Raw genomic sequence first — 20,863 nt, 5'->3', positions numbered from 1 at the left:
ATTGCCCATTTCGAAGTTCGCCAGTTTGGCGCAAGGAGAGCGATCAGCCAGAAGATTCAAGAAAGGACTACAACAAATGTCTTCTTTTTGAAGCACGCCATGTATATAACGTGTCCGCAGCGACAGTCAGGAACCCGCCCTCCCTGACATACAGGCGATGCCCACCACGCTATCGAGCAACCAGCCTTTCACCACCGTCCTCTTGCAGCATCGCTTCCATGTCTTCTAAGCCATCGACAGCAGAGCGCATCTGCACCTCATCAACGACGCTCGCAGCCTCGGCATCCGCAGCCTGGCTCCCAAAATCCATCTCCATCTGGCGCTGTTCCTCGGCGATCACAGCTTGAACGACGGGCGCGGTTTTCTTTGAAACGCCGTCAGTTTGCCGTGACAGTTGACCACCAGAAGCCTGAGCTGAGTTTTCCACGACGGCGTCAGGTCCACTTGGTCCGTTCGCTGGCGGAGTCATCGGCATGGCGCGCACACTCAGCGGCAGGTTCCCCTGCGGCCCACCTCCCCCCGGCTTTGGAAACGGCAACTCGCCCGTCTGCGCCGCATGGATCGCCTTGAACAGCCGATCATCAAAATATTGGATCCGCTTTGCCCGGACCGGCATTTGCGCGTCGATGACCATGACGATTTCATCGAGCGGCAGGCGGCGCGCTTCATCTTCAGGCAACAACGAGCTCTCTTCAGTCCGCGTGGATTGGCTGCGCCCTTCAAATGGGTTTTTGCCGATGGACTGAGACCGAGTGACGACGGTTTTCGTGGTCTTGCCGACCGCCTTGCTCAGCTCCTCGACTGTCTTTTCATCCGAAGGCGTGAGGTAGAGCTTCACGCCCGCGTTGCCCTGCAGCGCGCGGCGGGTGTTCTCACCATAGATTTCATCGAGGGCGGGGATGGTTTGCGTGACCACGGCCAGGTGACCGCGATAGGTGCGTAGGGTCTCTATGCTCTCGACCACGATGGGCATTTTCCCGAGGCGGTTGAACTCGTCGAGCATGATCATCACTGGCCACGGCTCATCCGGCCCGGGGTCCTTTTCCTGCATGGCGGAGAGGAGATCGGAGAAGAAGAGCCGGATCAGCGGCGCGAGCGGCTTCACCATCAGAGGCTGGACCACGAGATAGACCGAAAAGGGTTTCTTGCGGATCGTCCGGAAATCAAAGTCCGACACGGCCGTCGCCTCATCGATGGCCGGGTTCTGCCATTGATCGAGCCCCGAGGTCATCAGGAGCGAGACGTATGAGGTCAGCGTATCGTTGTTGGTCGAAGCGAGCCGCGTGAAGATCAGCTTGGCCGCCCGGTTGTCGACTTCGTGGCCGCGCGCGAAATACTCCTTCTGCTTGTTCCCGCCCGAGGCCGCGATGCGGTAGATCTCGCCCAAGGTCGGGCACTTGCGCTGGAAGGCCAGCAGGCCTGCCGCCACGAAGAGATCGATCCCGCCTTTGAGGAGGCCCTGCACCCGGTCGTTGTCGCTTTGCAAAAAGAGCGTCGCCAGGAGCTGCAATTCCATCTGCTGGCGCGCGGGATCTTTCAGTTGATAGATGCGCAGGAGCGGGTTGTAGCGATGCGTGCGCTTGCCCTCCCAATCGGTGGGGGCAAAGCGATAGACCTTGTCGCCCTGGGCCGCGCGGTGACGGGCCGTGGCCTCGAAACATTCGCCCTTCACATCGAGCGTCACGGCGGAGCCTTGCCAAGTCAGCAGGTTCGGAATGACAAAGCCCGTGGTCTTGCCGCGGCCCGTGGGCGCCACGATCAGCGCATGGGGGAAGACCTTGGAGCAAATGTAATTGGCGCGGGAGCCGGGCGGCCCCAGCTTGCCGAGGATGAACCCGGTCCCGGGCGCCCCGAAGAACCCATTGGCCTTCATCTCGCGCGCGGTCTGCCAATGGGTCTGGCCAAACCGTGTCAGAGCGGACCCCGAGAGGGCGAGGCTCAGCATCAGGCCGGCGGCGGCGAAGCTGCCGATGATCAGGTGAATAAGTTGCGCGTCCTCCGGGCGGTGATCGAGGATCGCCAGATAGTTCTGCGCGATATAGGCAAAATCGATCTCGGCCCCGAAACCAAGGTCCTGGTAGGTCAGCACCGCCGACGCGATCGTATAGCCCATGGCCCCGGTCACCAGCGTCACCAGCAGGACGCCGGTCGCGATCCGCGCTTTTCCCATGGAGGCGCTCAATGGACCTGACCCCGCTCGGTCTCGCCATCCACATCTGTCGTGCGATGTTTTTCATATTCGGTGTCGGCAAGATCATCGACCACCTGGCGCAAGGCCTCCGTGTTGGCCGTCGCTGCATCCGATTGCAGGTAGACCTTGGCGACATAGAGCCGGTCGAGGCGGTCCTCGAGAACCTTGTCCAGCGCATCGGCATCGCCAGATGTGAGCCGGTCGAGTTCGCGAACGTCCAGCACCCGCGCGATCTCGTCGCGGAAGGCGTCCCGCTCCGCCTCCGTCTCGAAGGGCGCGGACAATTCCCCGGCCCGCTCATGGTCCAGAACACGCGCAATCTCGTCTGCGAGGCGGTCGGCACGGTCAGACTGCGACGCAGTTTCATCGCGGGTTGCGAGGATGTCGTCGCGCGTGCCAGATCTGAGCCCGTCGCGCATCTCGGTTTCGCGGCGGACCTGATTGATGACCTCCGTGTCGCGTATCCGGGCGACGGCCGCGTAGGTCGCGCCGAGCCCGCGGGCGAGGTGGGACGGCATGTCCGGATAGCGCGCTCGTAAGTCATCCGTGACGGCATCTGCAACCGGCGTGCGGAGGTCGCGTCCCTCCATGATCCGGTCGACCTCGCGGGTGATCTCGCTGGCGCGGGCCGAATCGGTGATGGTCTCCCTGTAGGGCTCAGACCGGTCGATCACATCGCCAGGGTGTGCGAGCAGGTCCGGATGTGCTGCAAGATACGTGCGCTGCTCGGTCTCGATCCGGCGCTCCGCCCTTGAGACAACCTCCCAATCCCGGTCCTCGATCTGCTGCGCGGTCAGGCCGTCTGCGCGCATCTCCTGACGGATTGTCCCTTCCATCGCCCGCACCGCGCCCTCATGATAATGGAACCGCTCGCTGACCGCTTCCGCTTCCATGACACCATCCCGGCGCAGCACGTTCTCCCGCTCCAACAGCGTGCCAAGCGCGACATGCACATCGTTGAGAATGTCGCGCGCCTGTTCCAGATCGGCGCGGCGTTCAAGGTTCAGATCGCGCGCCTCAGCTACTTTGGAGAGATCATTGGCGATCCATTGATGCTCGAGCGCTGCATTTGAGGCGCCCGTCTCGATCCGGGCCACCACTTCCGATGTGCTGATCCCGGTGCCGTGTAGTGCCGCGTCAATGCGCGATCTCAGGTCGGGCTCGGCCAGTCGCTCGCGCTGGCTGGCGTCAATATTGGCCTCGGAATAGATCCCGCCCTCCGAGGGGGTCTCTGACAGCGTGGATGATCGCAAGCCGAGAGGCTGCATGTGCTGGACCTGCGTCTGGATCTCGATGAGGCGTTTTTCCAGCACGGGACGTTCCGCGTCAGACTTCTCGGCGATCATGCCCTGCACCCGCGCGAGCTTTTCTGCATAGAGGCTTCTCAAATCCTCGAAGCTTTGATCCTCGGCCATATACACATCTCCTGTTCGGTCCACCTGCCCGCCATGCGCCAGCACCTCGCCCGCGCGGAAAAGGGCTGCGGCAATATCCTCGCGAGCCTCCCGGGAGGACTCCGCGGCAAGCGAATGGTAGACAGTTCTGGTATTGGCGATCTCCGCCAGCGTCCGGGTCAAGTCGGCCCCCACACGTTCCCGCTCGCGGGGCGCGCGACCCTCTTCTTTCGCGGCATAAACCTCGCTGGTGCGAGCGGGGTAATGCACAACCCCGCGATCCACCCGACGCGTGGCCTCCAGGCGCAGACCGTACTTTTCCGCCTCCTCGACCATGGCGAGGCGGAAGTCGTCATAGTTGAAGCGGTGGTTGCGCCCCAGAAAGAAGAACTCGCCTTCCTGCGAGCGGCGGTTCAGCACCAGATGCGCATGGGGGTGATCGCGGTCCTCATGCACCGCGATGATGTAATCGAAATGCCCCTCATCGGTCTGGAAGAACCGCTCGGCCACATCCGTCGCGATGTCGCGCACATCCTCTCCCCGCGTGCCGATGGGGAAGGACATGAGCATATGGGTGGTCTGCCCGAGCTTGGGCTTGAAGCCCGCGTCCCACCGCTTGGCAAAGCGCTCGGTCAGGTCCTTGATGTCACCCGCCTCGAGCTTCGCCTTGCCGTCCAGAAACCCGCTACTGTCCACGATATGGGTGGACTTGGTGGTAAGGTAATCGAGCTGGTTTGCGAGCTGTGATTTGGTATGCGTGCCGCCACCCCGGATCGCCTTGAAGACCGCCGGCCGGTGCCCCGCTGCCGCGCGCGTAAGCTGGGTCTGCTTGGCCACGTGCAGACCTTGCATCGAGCCCCGGACGCGGCTCCAGCCATCCCGGAAGACCTCGCCCGTGACGGCATGGACGGCATCATTCAGCCGCATGGGCAAACTCCCTCAGCGCGGCCGTGGCCTGCAGCTGCATTGCGTCCCGACGGCGGCGCAGAAGCAGATCGATCTCGTCAGCAGAATCCAGGATGAACCGCGCCAGCCCGCGCATCTGCGCGAGGCGCAATTCGGTGAACTCGGCACTCGTGCCCCCCACGGCCCCCTGCCCCCGCCGATTGGCCTGCGTCATCTGCTTGGCAATCTGCGCGACCCCATTGCCGACCTCGTGCAGCGAGGCGCGGTAGCGCGCCATCTCTGCTGCCATCTGGGCGTCCGGGACAAACACGCCGCCTGCCGCCTGAATGAGCCGCCGCAGCCCCTGGGCCCGGCTCTCGATCCCGGCTTCGGCCAACACCTCGTCGAGCGCCGCAAGCTCCGCAGCCGTAACCTTCACACTGACCGCTGAGACCGGAATTGCGGCATCCGTCTGGCGCTCGGCATCGGCTTTGAGCGTGTACTGAATCGCCCGCACCGACACGCCAAAGCGTTCCGCCAGCACTGAAGTGGAAACGCCTTCCGCAGCTTCGCGAACGATCTCCATGCGGTCCGCATCTGTGAGGCGTTTTGAGCGAGACATGCGAAGAAAGACCCCCTATTTCCTGCCACCTTCCACCAAGGCTGCTTCTACCTTACGATAATATACCAAGCTGTCAATTATATACTTATGTCGAATTCAGTCTCAGGCAGCCTTGGTGTCCGCTTCCCCCGCGTCCCGCAGGGACGCGGCTCTGCCGCCCTCACCACCAGGCGACCCACCTGTCCAATGGGTCCCCTTCCCCAGCCCCGCCCGAGGGTCTGGACGAACACGCATGTGTTCGGACGGAACCGCGGGCGGGCGCAAACCCCACCGACAGGGCGGACAGGCAGGGTCAAGGCGGGCCAGATTTGGGTCCCCAAATCTCTGCCGCAAAAACCGGGAGGCCCTGGCCGATAGGTTTTTGTGGATGGCCCCCTTGAGGCTGACGGGCCGGTCTGTCGCGGCCTGGTCATTCCGGGCGGAGTGCGTCCGTTGAACGCGCAGGGACCGGCATCCCTGGAACAGGGATCGGGCCGCCCCAAGATCGTCCTGGGGCGGCCCATCCTCGTCAGAGGATTTAGTCCTGGGGATCTTTCGCGCTCGGCGGGAACATCACCAGCTCCGAGACCGCGACCGGGAAGTCGAGCTTGAGGCTGAAGAACTCCGAGCCGTCCCCGTTGCGGGTGTTGCGGAACATCGCACCCACGCGTTGAAAACGGGTGCGCTCCTGGCCATCGGTATCGGTGAACTTGACGGGGACGGTGGCGACGTAGTGGTTGGTCATTTGGGTTACTCCTTGTTGCGATGGGGATCACCCGGCACGGGGGCAAGAGGCCCGATCGCAAGCGCAGGGCACGAACGGACCGACCCCGTGCGATCCACATCTATGAGCAAAAAGGAGTGATCCGGATGACCCTTGCCATCACGCAGCCGCCACCATCCGCGTCCGCGTCACGCCGAGCCTGGCCGGGGTGCTGACGGAGCCCGCCCGCGTGGATGCGATGGTCCGCAACACCACCTGAGGGACGCGCAAGTCTTCAGCCTCAAGCGCGACGTCTCGACCCCTCGCGTCTTCCACTGCTGGCGATGCGCGTGAGGTGCGCACCATCCCCAGTCCGCACCGACGCGGATGGGCCGAACTCTGACGGACTTGGTAGAGGGATAACGGTGCTGGCCGCCGCGAGCTGCCGATCTTGCGTGACCGACCGCACGCGCCATGAGACATGACGAAAGGGCCGCGCCAAGCGCGACCCCCTCTCTTCAATCCTGCGCAGTCTTCTTCGCCGGGTCCGCAACCCGCATGACCGTCAGGCCTTTCGCTTCCGCCTTCTGCCCGAGGTTCAGCGCGACCCCGTTGCCGCCGAAGAGTACAACACCCGTCGCCGCGAACTTGTCGTCCAGCATTTCGTCGTTGCACTTGAACGGTGCCGCCCGCCCATGCGCGGACCAGCGCGGATCGAAGCGCGCTTGTGCGACACCCCGTGCGCGCGCCCACCGAGCCGCAATCATCTCCGCACCGTGCTTGCCACCCTTGTGGCAGAGAAAGATCTCCCGATTGCGGTTCTGCTTGATCCGCTCGCGAACCTTGTCGAGCGTGTTGAAGACCACATCGACATCGGTCCAGTCGGTGGCGCCTGAGACGATCAGGGGAACCCCCTCGACTTTCGACTTCTCGGCAGTCTCGCGGTCGTGCTGCTCCAGGAGTTGCCGCGCCTCGAAGACCGCGCCGGTCTCTTGCGCCCGGACGCTTGCGCGCGACCCGGCTGCCGGAATGAAGGCGTGGCCCGTCTCGATCTCGTAGCATTCCGCCGCCGCCTCGCTCATCACCTCGATGGCGCTGACAACCTCGCGCAGCTGCAGGAAGCGGGCCTGCGCCTCTTCGAGCGCGGTCTCGGCGATCTCCGATCCGTCGTGAGATTTTGCCAGCGCGCCGATCTTGTCGGCGGTGCGGTCGACCTCCTTGCCAAGCGCCACCTTGCGGCGCTGCAGGATCGTCGCGAGCCCATGGGCCAGCGGTTCGATTTCGGCTTCAAGCCCGGTCCCGCGCAGCTGCCCGAGCAAAGCCTCGAAGCTCTCGCGGATGATGCGGTCGGTCAGGATGTGATCCTCGGGGATCGGGAGCTGTGCGTCCTTCTCGGTCAGCCCGAAAAGTTCGATGGTCTCGTAGGTGTTTGCGGTGTCGTAAGCCATGTCTGGTCTCCAGTGTTCGGTTCCAAGGCCACCACGTGAGTGTGGGGGCATGGCCGAATGCCTGGTTTCCGAATCTGCCCGGGTCAGGGACGGCGCAGCCGCCGGCTTGCCGGGCGCAAAAGTTTTCCGCGCGCAACACCGGAGACACGCGCGCCCTCACGCACGGGACCGCGCCGCACCACAAGCGCCGCCCTCGCCGAAAAGTTTTGCGATCCTTGAGGCGGGCTGATTTGGGGGCCATCCGGAGGATATGCTTCCGCGCTCATGTGTGTGTGTGTTTTGACGGTAGGTTTGCCCGACCCGAGCAGGCAAACGGCCCGACCGGACGCGGGAGACGGATGGAGCGGCGGGATCGTTTTGGCATCGGGCCAAAACAGACCAGAGCGCAATCCGGCGGAGCGGCCGGGGAGGGACGTGCTCGCGAGGCGGGCAAACCGGGATGCCGGGTGCGACGCCGCGGTGAGGCCGCATGGCCGAATGCGCGACGGTCCGAAGGGCCGTTCTCCCCTGCGACACGCGAAGCCGAGCAGGGGAGGCCGCAAGGCTGAAGCCAAGGTTGATGTGCTGGCGACGCCGCTACCCACCATACGAGTTACCTATCCAAGCATTCGACTTGATGGGCGGGAAGAGGACGAAGCGATTTGGCGGCAGCGCGGCGAGGTAGGTAATATCAAATAATGAGAATCCGTACATCCGGATCGGCATCTGAGATTCGTTTCATGCGTGCGTCTGCGGTGACGAACACCAGATCGCGCTCCTTTGCCTGCGCGCACATCCAAAGGTCATTTTCATCGATGGCAAGCTTTTGGTCAGTGGCTCTATCAACCCACTCCTGGATATATTTTGGCCGATCTTTACGCAGTGTTTTGGCCAAATACTTGTGAGCAACTTTCGACTTCACTTCGGCATACACCGACGCAGTGTGGTGCGTGATGTCGAGAACCGCATACGCTCGCGCCTGAACGAGCATGGCCTCCAGTGTCGCCAAACTGCCTTTTCCAAGCAGCGCTGCCAAGTTTGTTCCGAAGCCGAGTTCCGCTAATGCGACCGCAGAGACGAACCGAGGGCTATCCGTCGGTAACGCAGCCAATGACGGGCTTTTCGCGACATGATGCGGATGGTTGGGATCGAGATAAATCGATAAAACCGTCGTATCAAAGAGATATGCGTCCATCTCGATTACGCCACATAATCGCGAAGCAAGTCGATCTCACTTTGGGGTAACGGCTGGAATACCTTCTTGACCCAGTCACCCCCGGCATTGAAGCGTCCAGACAGGCGTTCCGCCAAACTCAAGCCGGGAACTGGATAGCTATCATTCCAGTGCTTCCACGCATGCGCGACGGGGCGGTCAGATCCCTCAAAGTAGGCCAGAAGCTGCCGCTCCAGCTTTAGTGGTAGATCATAGGCCCTCATAACTTCAGCATCGATTTGCGCAAGCAGCACCGCTAAGTCACCATCGGTGTGATCGAAGATGGAGGCGGCGTTTACTCTCGTGATGTACTCTTCAGCCAGTTCCGTGAGCGTTTTAGGGAGTGAGCCAGGAATTGGGACATCCCGGACGACTGACACCCGGAACCGGTCCTTCGGTGAGTTCATAGCCAGGAATGCGTTCGCAACCGGCCCGTTGAGGACGGCTGAGAGCGCAAATAACTCGCTGTTGCTAAGGTGTTCGACCGGCCAGAGTCCGAAAAACTGCTGCGAACAAAGTACGCCTTCGAGATCGACGAAAGCGCCAATGCACCAAGCGCCCCGGCTCAGGCGCGTTGCGCTGGCAATCAGTTTCGGCTTGGACCAGTCATGATTGAAAGCGCGACGAATATGGTCTTCTCTGAAGTCCAACCACATGGGTTTGGGAGGTTGATATTGCTGGAGATTGCGGGCGTTGGAAAAGCCCAGCTCAAATCCGGGCTTCTGGTTTTCGCTACGCCCCTGTTCTTGATCATACCATTGCAGGCCCTGTCTTGGGTTTAACACTGCTCCAAGCCTTGGGTTATCGCTTAGATAATTCCAGAGGGCGTTAAGGGGAGGAATCCAGAGGCACCCGTCAGGCTTTTCAGCAACCCCTCGGGTGAGGTCGCGGTGCACCGTTGTCTGGCCGGTTTTGAGGAACGCCGAACGGTCCCTTTCCGCGACCTCCGTAGAGCGCAAGGTGATGGACACAGCCGGGGTGAGGCGCAAGTCACGGGCAATGACTGCGGACGTTTCGACATCAGATGCGCCAAAGATACCGTCAGGAAGCTTGAGCACCTCCACTGAGCTATATAGACTCTCGATCCGTCGCCGTTGCTCTGCGAATTGTCGTTCGAGAATAAATGAACGGGGCAGGACAAATCCTAAAGCGAGAGGCTTGGAGTCCAAGGCTGCGCTCAGTGCTGCAATGGCCTTCGAATGCGTCGTTCCTGCAATTTCATATCGGCTCTTGTCCACAGCGTTAAACGCTTCGAACGGGGGATTACAGAGGATGATGTTATTTGCGCTGATCCGATCTGCGAGCGTCGTGCCAGCGAACAAGTCAGCCTCTTTGACATGCCAACCGTTGTGATTGGGGTAGTCGGCAAGGATAAGGGAAAGCGTGGCGACTTCGCAGGCGAATGCGTCGACCTCATCCCCTGAAATGTGCTTAATCAAAAAGTCATGACGCTGCTCGTCCGACCATTCAACCGGAAGCAAGTCGCGCAGGTGGCGCAAGGCCGAGACGAGGAAAACGCCGGCACCGGCGAAAGGCTCGTAGATTCTCAAATCTTCGGGCTTGTGATCGTGAAGCTGGAGCTTCTGGACGACGTACTCGGCAACCTGCCGCGGCGTACTATGGGTGCCGAAGACCTTACGGGTCTCGGGTGTGATGAGCGTGTTCTCGTAGACGAATGCCAAGTCATCAGATGAAATATTAGAGAAGCTGATTCCGGCCCGCAAATGGCGCCATGCCGCGTCAAAAATCGCAGGCAATTCATTTGCCCAGCGGCCTTCGATATGTCCCAGCGAATAATAGGTCTCGATCCCTGCAAGGACCGACGAGAGGTCATCGGCGTTCCAGCCGGCCGCGTAGGGATGGCGACGGTCTTCCAGAACTTTGGCAGCGAGAAGCCGGAAGACGACACGGAAAAGCGTGCGCGCATCCAGTGTTTCACCTTCAGATGCTTTTTGCGACAGATCAAGCGTCTCGACTAGGAGACGGCCCAGCTTGACGTGAATTTCACCTTCGATCGTGGGTAGTAGGCCCAAATCGACGAAGTCGAGCTGGTGACCATCTTCGGAGGAGCCAACGGATTTTGCACGATGGATTGCATCTGGATGCCAAGTCGCACGATGGCGATTGAACAGGTCTTCGATACCCGCGTGATCAACGGTTTCGATCGCGCGTGGGGGAACCTTGCTTCTAACCTCCCATACCGTGACGTCATCCTGATTAATAACGAACAGAAGGGGAGCGCCAAGAGCGCGATGCTCATTGACCACGTCGATCGCTTTGCGTCCCTCGCCGTGCACGACCGCGAGCGCTGCGGACCGATAAGAGGGGGGCGTACGGGTAAAGGCTGCAAGCTGGACGGTTCGGGTCGGGTTGTTCTCGGCCAGAACATCAGCGAAAGAGTAGTCGGTGACGACAGCTTCGGAACGGTACCCGGTGTCTCGGGCCGCTTTGGCGATATGATCAACTGCGTTCACGGCCGACCTCCACGAGAGGCGACAGCGGGGGCGATCTCAACCGGCGGGAAGCGAAGAGAAGACTGCTCATCTTCGTTACCTGCGGCTAACAATTGCTCGCGAAGCTGAGTGATGACGGGTGACAACGGGATCGTGACATAGGGTTTGTCGGTCGGTGTCTCCGCAAGTTCACTGCGAAGCAGCAACACGGAGTTCGGCAAATCAATAATCAGTTTGGCACGCTCCATCACCGGCCAAGGAGATCGATTGCAGAGATCGAAAAGAGCCTCCCCAATTGACGTCAGCGCACCCACTCGAATTCCCATATCCAGCGTGAGCAGTCTGACAACAGCTAGAGCAACAAGGTCTCCGGACCTGAAACAGGGGCTGTGACCACGGGCCCGCCGCAACGGTTCCAGCGCCTTCTTCCAATGGCGATAGGTTTCAGGGCCGATTGATACCGCAGTTCGCAATTGGCCTGGAGTGTAAAGCAATGTCATGAAGTTGATCACTATCTTGTTGTTCACAACAAGATAGACTGCATTATCTGTCGTGGCAAGGTCGCCGACACGCTGAAGGCGATTATGTGCAGGTTTCATGTAAATCTCTCGGGAGGTTTTCGGCCGAGCAGGGTTCCAAATTTATCTATATATTTTCAATACTTTATAGGACTTGACAGGTCTGACCACCCGACCAGGCATCGCACACGATGATCCGAAAAGACTGATCCCAAGGCTATAGCGGAATTGGTAGCGAAGCCCATGGCGCTGCCCACTATTCATTATTATCGTGATCAAAACTCGGCTGTCTCCCCGGAGCGAGGTTTGAGCAGTTTCCAACTATTCGGATCTAGCGATTTGGTGGGCGGGCCCCCTTTTGTATGACGCTACCAACTTCAGCCGGACGACTTGGCGCAATCTGGGTCGCGACTGAAACGCGAGACTAACAGGAGATAATATGCTGCTCTAGATACTGCGCCCAGTGTCGAACGGTCGCTTCGGGGATGCCGTTGCGCGACAGTGATCAGACACGACCGACCGCTTTGGGCCAAGTGTACGGCTTCAGTCCAGATCGACGCTGCCGAGGCGCGGCGCATGGACCCGCGTTCGCACAAGAAATGCAGCGGCCGCGCCCGCCAAAGCGCCGAACATGTGGGCCTCCCACGAGACGCCAGGTTGACCCGGAAGAACGCCCCAGAGAATGGAGCCATAGAGCACACCAACCATAAGTGCCGCGCCAAGCGTAATCGGTGAGCGATCCACGAGGCCGCGCGTCATGAGGAAGCCGAACCAGCCGAAAACCAAACCTGACGCACCAATATGGATGGCGGAGCTTCCGAACAGCCAGACAAGACCGCCGCCGAGGCCGATCACCACGGCGTTCACCGGCAGCAAGGCTCGCGTGGTGGTGGCCACCAGCAGCCCACCCATCACCAGGAGCGGCGGCGTATTGGCCATGAGATGCGCGAAGCTTCCGTGCAGCAGCGGCATTGCGACGACGCCATCCAACCCGCCGGGCTGCCTGGGGATAAGCCCGAAGGCCGGGTTCAAACCGTAGCCGACGATCCAATTGACGACCTGGACCGCCCAGAGCAGCGCGACAAAAGCGGCAAGCGCCGCGGCGCGTCGAAAGAAGGCGCGCATGTGATCCCGGTTCATCATGTTGGCGACAGTAGACGTCCCCACAGCGCCTTCAACGGCTTTCGCGCGATGCACAGGGTGCCACCTCCGGGAAAGGGGGTTTGAGGCCGCCAACCTCGGTACGGCTCAAGCCAAGAGAATGGCTTCGATCTTACACAGTGTTCCCCGGCCGCAGAGGCATGATTTCACGCTCGGGGCGCTTCAGGGCTTCGGCGTATTTGCGGGCATTGTCGTCAATTGTGCCGTGCCAAAGCTTCGAGACGAAGGCCCGGGCGTCTTGGACCGTCATGTCCTTCAGCGAAGAGGACAGCGCCATGAAAAGCTCATCCTCGCTGATCGCGGCGGCGCTATGCATGGCGTCAGCGTAAAATGACGGGTCGTTGAGAACCTGCTCGCTCAACGGCATCCGCGCGAGGTTCTCTTCCGGGATCGCCATGAAGATCGTGTCCTGCAGGTCGGTCAGATAAGCCCTGCGCGATGTGGACACCGGCTTTCCCACCGCCTTGGCCTCCAGATATGCCTGCCTTGTTCTGTCGAGCTTTGCCCTTGCATGGGTCATGATGACTTCACGCTTTCGGGCGGGTAGCGCGAATCCGGTGCAGCGCTCGATATGGGCGAGGAGATCTTCAGCCTCTGCCTCAACATCAAAGCTCTCGAACCATGGAACCGTCCCTGATCTAGCCGCCACGCGCCCGCCCTCGATATTACGTGAATATATTATTGTATCGCATTTGCAACTGATCGCAAGCGGGTGCCGTCCTTCACGCCAACGGACATGGAAAAAGGGGAACCGTGATCCCACGGTTCCCCTTTGGGTTCAGATCGTCTCCCCCTCGCGCGCCGATTAGGCGACCAGCGACAGCCCCGTGCCTGCATCCTGCGGCTGCTCACCACTGTCGATGAACGGGATGATCGAGAAGGTCTGCCCGCCGCGCTGTTCTTCGTTCTGCACGGCGTTGACGCGCAGGTCGCCATCGGGCGTGTTGATCAGCAGCGACAGGTAGTCGTTTCCCGTGCGGCTGCTTTTCGTCATCCAGGCCGAGCCGACGCGGATCGATGTGCCCCGGGGCGAGCTGACCTCGATGCGGTAATCGGGGTGGGTCTCCTCGGATTTGTAGCTGTTCTCGATCAGCATAAACTCCAGATCGAACATCATGTTGGCGATGTAGCCGGTGAAGGCGTTGTCGGCGTCCATGGCGGTGAGTTCGCCCGAGATCGAGCCGGATTTCATCAGGCCATTCGAGACCAGCGGGATGATCTCGAACTCGCCGCTCTGGGCTGCGCGCGCCTCTTTCGTCTGCACCGCGTTGACCCGGAACGGGCCGAGGCCGACATCGATCTGCATCGAGATGTAGGGGTTGCCGCTGGTATTGCCGGTCTCGTTCCAGGCCGTGCCGATGCGCACCTTGCGGCCTGATTTGTTGATCGCCGTCACGTCAAAATCCGGGCTGCGCGCGGACATCTTCGGGCGGGTTTCAAGTTGGATGGCGATGTCAAATCGCGTCGAGTGGATCATGCCGGTGTACTGAGCGGCTGCGGTCTCGACATTGCGGGTGAGGGTTCCTGCGAACATGGGATGGTTCCTTTTGGATTGGCCGGTGCCTGACATCCTTGCCAGCGCATCCGGGATTGCTTTCTCGACCCCTTGAGGGATCACAAATCAGAAGGCCTGCTTTCCTTTCAGCCCCGCCTACGGGTCAGAGCTGCCGTCCGAGTGGGAATGCCCCCGCGCCTCCGGGTGCTACGCCCCTCCCCTGCCCGTCTGGTCTTTATTGTCTGCCCGGATTTTCCGCGCCGTCCTCCGATCGCACGAGGAAGAACTCCGCCTCATCCCCGTTCAACCGGTGCCCGCTCCGGTGGGTCAGGCCGATGCAGTTTCCGTTCGGCAGATAGGTGATGAGATACTGACCGACCCGGTCCTTGTGCACAACGTAGGCGGTATTGGCCCAGTGCACGGTCTGGCCGGCATCGACGGCGGCCTTGATGACTTCGAGTGTCATGAGATCCTCCAGACGAGGAATGGTGGGAAAAGATGCAAGAAACCCGATCTTCCGACCGGGCTTCCATGCAGCATTCGTTTGGCTAACGGCCGAGAGCTGTCAGGCACCTTGCGTAGCTTGCGTCGCGCGCGACGCCATCCAATCCTTCAGGCCAAGAACCGTTCTTCCGGCGGCGACCTCGGAGGCCCAGGCGGCCCTTGGATCGCCGCAGGGCTCATCGCCGGCATGCCGGTCGATGTGGCCATTGGCCATCCATGGCTCGGGCTGTATCCGTCGCAGCCAGTCCGCCATGCTCGGGATACGGCCCTGACAGTCTTCGCGGACATGCTGCTCGCCGATCCAGCGCACGGGAATGTCCCGACCTGCGCTATTGGTCAGGGTCAGGCCGAAGACACGTTCGGCTTCAAACAGGCCTTGGGCATGATGGCGCATGGCTCGGTGCGTGAAGAGCGCGAGGTGCTCTTTTGAGGCGTCAAACCAATCGTGCACAGCCTGATAGTCAGACGGCACCCCGCCGAATTTCCGGGCGGAGCTTTCGGCATGATGAAGCGGATGGGCCATCTCAAAGACCCTCGACATAGCTGTGCGAGCATTCGACATAGCGGTCCGCGTGATCGAGGATGATGCTGTCGTTGCGCAAGTCCCAGGTCAGCGTGCCGTAGCCACCCTCGTTGTTTTCGAACCCCGGGTGATGGTGATAGGCGAGCGACCAGGCGAAGTCGCCAACCTCTGTGGCAAGCGCCTCCGGCAGTTGGACCTCTGCAGGCTGCACCGTCACATCCTCGACATTGCCGGAGTCGCCATAGCCTTCGTATTCGGCAGTGACCTCGCTGATGCCAAGCGCACGTAGTTGCGCGAGCAGCTCCGTTCGGGATGCCTTCAAGGTGGTTTCGCGCTCTGCACGCCACTGAGCCGCCATTGCGGCATAGTCGATCTGGGGATTGGTCATGGGTCTGTCCTCTTGTCTGAATTTGGGGGGCCTGGCGTGGCACTGGTCAGAGCGCGCCCGGAAAGCGCAGACCGGGCAAACCCCGATCCGCGACGCTCGACCAGAAGCCCGCTTTGACTTTTCAGGCAGCTTGTTCTGCCGCTCTAGCGGCTCGCTGCCCCACGATCCGGGCCAGAATGCTCCCCGTGTCGATTCCGTCCCCATGCGGCAGGAATACCCGCAACTGGAAGGCGATGATCTCGGTGAAACAGCCAAGGGCTTTGAGGCCGTCGATCATACCCCGGTCCACACCGCCCAACTCAAGCCGCATCTCGCCTGCGACGCGGCGACGGGTCAGGTTCAGACCCCGGCCCAGATCGACCGGCGCGGTGGTGCCGAGGACAGCGGTCAGCATCTCATGCGGCGTTTGCGGGTTGGAGACGAGGAAGCGGGCGCGCAGCGCGGCCGCCCCTTCCTCGCTCAGCGTGCGCCCGATCATGGCGGTCGCCCCATCGGGCGTGACCCGGTAGATGCGCTCATTGGTGCTCGGAATGTCCTTCCAGATCGGCAGCAGCAGCCCGGTCAGCAGGTAGAGCTTGGTCGTGGTGGTTTTTGGCAGGGACGCAGCCTCTGCGTCCCAAAGCTGGGTGAACTCGGGCCGCTCAATGTCTTCCCAAGCCGAGGACTCGAACCGTGCCTCTTCGAGATAGCTCGACCCGTTTGGCCGCACCACCTTGCGCATCAGCGTGACGATGTCCTCGTCATACATCTGCATGGGCCGCGCCGAGATGAGCGCCGCGCGACCCGAAGCTCGGTTGACCATGGGGAGCTTGTCGGGATTGCGCGATATGGCCTCTTCGGCCCCAAGGACGTGGACCGGGTCGGTTACCTTGAGCCCGATGATCCGCGTGACAGCACCGGATTTCGGGCAGGTCCAGAGATCCTCGGTGGAGACCTGTTCGATCTTTTCGCCGCGCAGGGTTTCCACGCCGAGATCGAGCGTGCCCGCCGCGCGCGCCCGTTCAGTCTGATCGGCAATCCGGCGCATGAACTCGGCAAAGAGCGCGTTCTGCATGTGGATGGGAAGGGCCAGCACCCGGTTGAGAAACCGCTGGATCGGGGGAAGCTCCTCAAGGAGCACCCCGTCCTTGTCGATCAGCCGCAGGGCCGTCCAGTCGGTGAAGCTCTCGTAGCTCATCGCCTCAGCGCGCCCGGCGGCAAGATCGGCGAAATACCCACGTAGTGCGGCCCGCGCGATCGGGCTTTCGAGATTGTCCTCCTCCCGGAACATGCCCTGCGAGCCGGTCTCGCGCTGACCCTTGGTCAGGGCCCCCAGCTGGTCGAGGCGCTTGGCGATTGTCGACGTGAAGCGTTTCTCGCCATGCACATCGGAGGTGCAAACACGGAAGAACGGCGCGCTGACCTGGGCAGAGCGATGCGTGCGGCCCAGCCCCTGGATGGCCGCATCCGCGCGCCAGCCGGGCTCCAGCAGGTAGTGCCGCCGCCGTTTCTGGTTCTTCGCCGTTTGCGCCGCGTGATAGGACCGGCCCGTGCCGCCTGCATCGGAGAAGATCAGGATATCCTTCTCGCCGTCCATGAAGGCTTGGGTCTCGGACGAATTGCTGCTGGCGGCGCGCTTCTCGATGAAAAGATGACCATCCGCCGCCTTGAGGGGCCGGATCGACCGGCCCGTGACTTCAGCCACGGCCTCGTCGCCAAAGGCCCAGAGGATCTGATCGAGCGCCGAGGGGATCGGCGCCAGCGTCATCAACTCCATCATTGCTGCATCGCGCAGGGCGAGCGCCTCGCGCGAGACAACCAGCGCGCCGGTCTCATCCCGCAAAGGTTCCGCCACCATATTGCCGTCGATCTCGACCAGCTTTTGCGCATGGATCGGGAAGGCCTGTTCGAGGTAGCCCAGCACGTAGTCGCGCGGCGTTAGCGCGCCCTCGACCAGCTCGTCCTCGGGGTCCATCGTTTCAAGCCGGCGCTTCAGCAGGCTCTCACCCGTTGAGACCACCTGGATGACGCAAGCCTTGCCCGCCGCCAGATCGTCCTTGATCGCGCGGATGATGGTCGGGGCCTTCATGCCCATCAGGAGATGGTTGAAGAAACGCTGTTTCGTGCTCTCGAAGCGGGACTTGGCCGAGGCGCGTGCGACCGAGGCATTGGTCTCGCCCGAGGCATCGTTGACGCCAGTCGCGGTCAACGCCGCTTCGAGATTGTGGTGGATCGTCCGAAATGCTCCCGCATAGGCGTCGTAGATCTCGATCTGAGCCGGGGTCAGCGCGTGTTCGAGCACGTCATACTCCACCCCATCGAAGCTGAGGGCACGGGCTGTGTAAAGCCCGAGCGCCTTGAGATCGCGCGCGACCACCTCCATGGCCGCGACACCGCCTGCCTCCATCGCCGACACGAAGCTCTCGCGGCTTGGGAAGGGGTATTCCGGCCCCTGCCCCCAGAGACCGAGACGCGCGGCATAGGCGAGGTTGTGCACGCTCGTCGCCCCCGTGGCCGAGATGTAGAAGACGCGAGCGCGGGGTGCTGCCAGTTGCAGCCGGAGGCCGGCAAGGCCCTGCTGGGAGGGTTTGCCCCCCCTGCCCTGCTCGGAGCCTGCCGCGTTCTGCATGGCATGGGCTTCATCAAAAGCCAGCACACCGTCAAAGTCTTCGCCCATCCAGTCGAGGATCTGGCTCAGCCGCGTGGTGCCGCATTTGCCCGCGGACCGCAGCGTGGCGTAGGTCACGAACAGGATGCCGTCCCCCATCGGGATGGGCTGATCCGGTTTCCATTTGGAGAGCGGCTGGATGTCGGCGGGCGAGCCGCCGAGATCGGTCCAGTCGCGGATCGCGTCCTCGATAAGCGTGGCGGATTTGGAGACCCAGATCGCCTTTCTGCGCCCGGCCAGCCAGTTCACTAGGATGAGCCCCGCGCATTCGCGGCCCTTGCCGCAACCAGTGCCGTCGCCGAGGAAATAGCCGAGGCGATAAGCATTGGCCTCCGAGTCATCATCGGCGCGCGTCAGCTTGGTCTGGTCGTCATCGATGGTAAACCGACCGGGCAGGTCGCGCCCATGGGCATCATGCGCCATGATGATGGTTTCCAGCTGCGCCTCGGAGAGGTCTCCCTCCTCGATCAACTTTGCGGGCAGGCGCAAGTCATCACTGCCCGTGTTTGAGGGCATGGGCGGGGCAACCGAGGCCATGGCGATGCTTTCAACGAGCGGCGTGGGATGTTCCTGCGCGCCTGCGATCTCAATCCGCTGAGGACGGTAGCGCGCATAGATGTCCGAGATGGGCGTGTTGTCGCGCGGGGTCTCAAGGCTCTCGAAAGTTAGTGGGCGGACGGCATTGGCCCGTGGTTTGGAGGCGGCGACAGGCGCAGCTGGGGTCTTGCGCGGGGCAGAGGATGGATCGACCGGCCGCGCGTGAGGGCGTGCTGCCGCCCTTTGTGCGGGGCGCGCCTCGGGCCGTGTCGCGGCCACGGCGTCGACAAAAGGAAGGGCTTCATCCAAGTCCCGGACACTGGCCCGGATCATCTCGCAGCCTTCCTGCACCTTGTCGAAGACCATGAGCTGGGTTTCGACAGAGGTGCCGAGCGTGCGGTAGACCTGCGCCGGCATCGTCAACGCCAAGCGCGGCGTCAGGAGACCGCAGGCGCGTGACCAATGCGCGGCATCGCGTTCGGGCGCGAATCCCGGCGGCATGATCGCCACCAGCCGCCCACCGGGTGGCAGGCGCTTTGCCGCCGCGACGAGATGTTTGGCGGCGATGTGCTTGTCTCGGGAGCGATCGACCGATGAGGCGAAGGGCGGGTTCATCACCACGACCTCGGGTAGAACCGGCGTCTGCAGCAGATCGTCGATATGCTCGCCGTCATGGCCTGTGACCCCGCCGCCAAAAACCGCGCGCAGGAGGCGCTGGCGAAAGGGGTCGATCTCGTTGAGCAAAAGCGTGGCACCGGCCCGGGCGGCGAAAGCGGCGAGGGTACCTGTGCCAGCCGACGGCTCCAGCACGGTCTCGCCTTTGCGGATCGCTGCGGCACGCACTGCCAGGCCCGCGAATGCCAGCGGCGTGGAAAACTGCTGCAGCCGGATCTGCTGCTCTGACCGGCGAGTTTCCGGCAGCAGCCGTGAGGCAACCAGCTTTGCAGCGGCGATGTCACCTGCTGCACTGTCCCCACGCAGCACAACCTGGATGGCTGCGGCCTGCATCAGGTCATAGGCCATGCGCCAGTCCCAGGCACCGCCAGCATCGCTGCCATGAAACGTCTCGCGCATGATGCGCGCCAGCGCTGAGCTGCGCAGGGGTTGGTGGACGATCTCCGCGCAGATCTGCGCTAGCGCAGAGGCGAGGTCAGTATCGGAGATTGGGAAAGCCGGGTTTGCCGGATTGGGCTTGGACATGGGGATATTCCTTTGGATCAGGGTCTGAGTTCCAAAGGACAAAAAGCCCGCTTTGACTTTTCAGGGTGACGGGATCAGACCGCGCTGACCTCCAAGGCTTGGTCAGGACTTGGGTTCGACCTGCCGCTTCGCATCAATCAATGCCTGTGCGGCCTGCATTACCTGAACCTGTGAAGTTTCGGCGCGTGCATCCTCAAGCGCGGCCTTTACCTTCATGCGAAACCACGTGTCATACGAATTCGCTTCAGCGGCCACGGAAATGCTCCTCGAGCCCGATATCCAGCAGCTTGCCGAGGTCATCGGGCATGTCTGCAACGCGCACAGCAATTGGGAAACGGTGCCCCGTGAGGTCAGGCGCGCATTGCTCCTCTAGCCCGAGGTGCTGCCTATCCTTTTCCGTTTCGTCCATTGTGCTTTCTCCGACCGTATTATCAGCCGATGCTACATCTTCCAGCGTGGCGTCGTAAACGATAATGCCAAAGGGTCACAGCAAGCTGGCCCACTTACCGATCGGGCACCGCTTCAAGGGATTTCTCGAACCGCTTGTCCGCCGCTGCAGCTTCTTTCAAGAGCGCGTCGAAATTGTCAGGTGGATTGCCATCTTCCAACATCCCTTTGAACGTCGCATATGCATCCGTCTTGCTGCCGTAGGCGCGCAGGGTCTTGTCGTCATTCACCCATGCCACCACGATGACCTTCGCATCGCTGTTGAAGCGGTAGAACAACCGATACTGCTGGAAGAATTTCGCCCGGAACCCTTGCGGGGGTCGCCGAGTGTGCCGCCTTGCCGGAAGGCTGCGGCACCCGGATCTGCCGGTATGGCCTCGGTCACCAGCTTGAAGATGGCGGCCAGCCGTTTCGTGGAATTTTTCTTGCGCCAAGTCTTGGGATCGCGCGCCTTACGCGCCTCGACCTCCAGGGTCAGCCCTTCGAGCTGGTCCAGAAAGAGCGGATGCGCATATATCGACCATCCGTTTACGACAAGGGGCGCTTGGGCGGGCACGCTATCGCCGCTCATTCATC

16 protein-coding genes and 2 pseudogenes are annotated in these 20,863 nt (G+C 61.8%); all 18 read right to left on the bottom strand.

Going from position 1 to position 20,863, the window contains the following annotated elements:
• Positions 1 to 169: 169 nt before the first annotated feature.
• Complete coding sequence (locus P775_RS12130; protein ID WP_099911256.1) at positions 170 to 2,170, bottom strand: type IV secretory system conjugative DNA transfer family protein; 2,001 nt, start codon at positions 2,168 to 2,170, stop codon at positions 170 to 172.
• A gap of 8 nt (positions 2,171 to 2,178) precedes the next feature.
• Positions 2,179 to 4,512: a relaxase/mobilization nuclease domain-containing protein gene (locus tag P775_RS12125; RefSeq protein ID WP_099911244.1), complete on the bottom strand. Its 2,334-nt coding sequence runs from the start codon at positions 4,510 to 4,512 to the stop codon at positions 2,179 to 2,181.
• Entirely contained in the window at positions 4,499 to 5,092 is a 594-nt protein-coding gene (locus P775_RS12120) for a helix-turn-helix domain-containing protein (protein ID WP_099911243.1), read from the bottom strand. Before P775_RS12120 ends, P775_RS12125 begins: the two co-directional genes overlap by 14 nt.
• A 517-nt stretch (positions 5,093 to 5,609) precedes the next feature.
• On the bottom strand, positions 5,610 to 5,816 hold the full coding sequence (locus P775_RS12115) for a hypothetical protein (RefSeq protein ID WP_007120662.1): 207 nt from the start codon (positions 5,814 to 5,816) through the stop codon (positions 5,610 to 5,612).
• A gap of 476 nt (positions 5,817 to 6,292) precedes the next feature.
• Positions 6,293 to 7,222, bottom strand: a complete 930-nt coding sequence (locus P775_RS12105; RefSeq protein WP_099911241.1) for a DUF2493 domain-containing protein — start codon at positions 7,220 to 7,222, stop codon at positions 6,293 to 6,295.
• 670 nt (positions 7,223 to 7,892) lie between these two features.
• Positions 7,893 to 8,396 carry a PIN domain-containing protein gene (locus tag P775_RS12100; RefSeq protein WP_143520892.1) on the bottom strand — a complete coding sequence of 168 codons (504 nt, stop codon included), beginning with the start codon at positions 8,394 to 8,396 and terminating at the stop codon, positions 7,893 to 7,895.
• Positions 8,397 to 8,401: 5 nt separating this feature from the next.
• Positions 8,402 to 10,888, bottom strand: a complete 2,487-nt coding sequence (locus tag P775_RS12095; protein WP_099911239.1) for an N-6 DNA methylase — start codon at positions 10,886 to 10,888, stop codon at positions 8,402 to 8,404.
• Positions 10,885 to 11,466 carry a hypothetical protein gene (locus P775_RS12090; protein ID WP_143520891.1) on the bottom strand — a complete coding sequence of 194 codons (582 nt, stop codon included), beginning with the start codon at positions 11,464 to 11,466 and terminating at the stop codon, positions 10,885 to 10,887. Before P775_RS12090 ends, P775_RS12095 begins: the two co-directional genes overlap by 4 nt.
• A gap of 462 nt (positions 11,467 to 11,928) precedes the next feature.
• Positions 11,929 to 12,528 (bottom strand): rhomboid family intramembrane serine protease, encoded by a 600-nt coding sequence (locus P775_RS12085; protein ID WP_245875661.1) that lies wholly within the window; start codon positions 12,526 to 12,528, stop codon positions 11,929 to 11,931.
• Between the two features lie 130 nt (positions 12,529 to 12,658).
• The gene (locus P775_RS12080) at positions 12,659 to 13,195 is read right to left on the bottom strand and encodes a hypothetical protein (RefSeq protein ID WP_245875660.1); all 537 of its coding nucleotides are present in this window, start codon (positions 13,193 to 13,195) and stop codon (positions 12,659 to 12,661) included.
• A gap of 156 nt (positions 13,196 to 13,351) precedes the next feature.
• Complete coding sequence (locus P775_RS12075) at positions 13,352 to 14,080, bottom strand: DUF736 family protein (RefSeq protein ID WP_099911236.1); 729 nt, start codon at positions 14,078 to 14,080, stop codon at positions 13,352 to 13,354.
• 124 nt (positions 14,081 to 14,204) lie between these two features.
• Positions 14,205 to 14,507: pseudogene (locus P775_RS12070) on the bottom strand (hypothetical protein).
• A gap of 99 nt (positions 14,508 to 14,606) precedes the next feature.
• Positions 14,607 to 15,068 carry a DUF6915 family protein gene (locus tag P775_RS12065; protein ID WP_099911235.1) on the bottom strand — a complete coding sequence of 154 codons (462 nt, stop codon included), beginning with the start codon at positions 15,066 to 15,068 and terminating at the stop codon, positions 14,607 to 14,609.
• Position 15,069: 1 nt separating this feature from the next.
• Positions 15,070 to 15,456 carry a DUF6878 family protein gene (locus P775_RS12060; RefSeq protein WP_099911234.1) on the bottom strand — a complete coding sequence of 129 codons (387 nt, stop codon included), beginning with the start codon at positions 15,454 to 15,456 and terminating at the stop codon, positions 15,070 to 15,072.
• A 121-nt stretch (positions 15,457 to 15,577) separates the two neighbouring features.
• Positions 15,578 to 19,840: a strawberry notch family protein gene (locus P775_RS12055; RefSeq protein WP_099911233.1), complete on the bottom strand. Its 4,263-nt coding sequence runs from the start codon at positions 19,838 to 19,840 to the stop codon at positions 15,578 to 15,580.
• Positions 19,841 to 19,942: 102 nt separating this feature from the next.
• On the bottom strand, positions 19,943 to 20,095 hold the full coding sequence (locus P775_RS12050; protein ID WP_099911232.1) for an antitoxin PaaA2 family protein: 153 nt from the start codon (positions 20,093 to 20,095) through the stop codon (positions 19,943 to 19,945).
• Positions 20,085 to 20,249, bottom strand: a complete 165-nt coding sequence (locus P775_RS28055) for a hypothetical protein (protein WP_180287423.1) — start codon at positions 20,247 to 20,249, stop codon at positions 20,085 to 20,087. Before P775_RS28055 ends, P775_RS12050 begins: the two co-directional genes overlap by 11 nt.
• Before the next feature lie 94 nt (positions 20,250 to 20,343).
• Positions 20,344 to 20,858: pseudogene (locus P775_RS12045) on the bottom strand (type II toxin-antitoxin system YhaV family toxin).
• Between the last annotated feature and the right edge of the window lie 5 nt (positions 20,859 to 20,863).

The organism is Puniceibacterium antarcticum (assembly GCF_002760615.1).
GTDB classification, from domain to species: Bacteria; Pseudomonadota; Alphaproteobacteria; order Rhodobacterales; family Rhodobacteraceae; genus Puniceibacterium; species Puniceibacterium antarcticum.
Note: the sequence above shows the minus strand (reverse complement) of the source record. Positions and strands in the feature narration are given on the sequence as shown.

What these genes read in the sequence shown, in the direction of transcription:
- P775_RS12100 (WP_143520892.1), bottom strand. Translation starts at nt 8,396, where the DNA reads ATGGACGCATATCTCTTTGATACGACGGTTTTATCGATTTATCTCGAT.
- P775_RS12125 (WP_099911244.1), bottom strand. Translation starts at nt 4,512, where the DNA reads ATGCGGCTGAATGATGCCGTCCATGCCGTCACGGGCGAGGTCTTCCGG.
- P775_RS12065 (WP_099911235.1), bottom strand. Translation starts at nt 15,068, where the DNA reads ATGGCCCATCCGCTTCATCATGCCGAAAGCTCCGCCCGGAAATTCGGC.
- P775_RS12105 (WP_099911241.1), bottom strand. Translation starts at nt 7,222, where the DNA reads ATGGCTTACGACACCGCAAACACCTACGAGACCATCGAACTTTTCGGG.
- P775_RS12055 (WP_099911233.1), bottom strand. Translation starts at nt 19,840, where the DNA reads ATGTCCAAGCCCAATCCGGCAAACCCGGCTTTCCCAATCTCCGATACT.
- P775_RS12115 (WP_007120662.1), bottom strand. Translation starts at nt 5,816, where the DNA reads ATGACCAACCACTACGTCGCCACCGTCCCCGTCAAGTTCACCGATACC.
- P775_RS12120 (WP_099911243.1), bottom strand. Translation starts at nt 5,092, where the DNA reads ATGTCTCGCTCAAAACGCCTCACAGATGCGGACCGCATGGAGATCGTT.
- P775_RS12060 (WP_099911234.1), bottom strand. Translation starts at nt 15,456, where the DNA reads ATGACCAATCCCCAGATCGACTATGCCGCAATGGCGGCTCAGTGGCGT.
- P775_RS12090 (WP_143520891.1), bottom strand. Translation starts at nt 11,466, where the DNA reads ATGAAACCTGCACATAATCGCCTTCAGCGTGTCGGCGACCTTGCCACG.
- P775_RS12075 (WP_099911236.1), bottom strand. Translation starts at nt 14,080, where the DNA reads ATGTTCGCAGGAACCCTCACCCGCAATGTCGAGACCGCAGCCGCTCAG.
- P775_RS28055 (WP_180287423.1), bottom strand. Translation starts at nt 20,249, where the DNA reads ATGGACGAAACGGAAAAGGATAGGCAGCACCTCGGGCTAGAGGAGCAA.
- P775_RS12130 (WP_099911256.1), bottom strand. Translation starts at nt 2,170, where the DNA reads ATGGGAAAAGCGCGGATCGCGACCGGCGTCCTGCTGGTGACGCTGGTG.
- P775_RS12085 (WP_245875661.1), bottom strand. Translation starts at nt 12,528, where the DNA reads ATGATGAACCGGGATCACATGCGCGCCTTCTTTCGACGCGCCGCGGCG.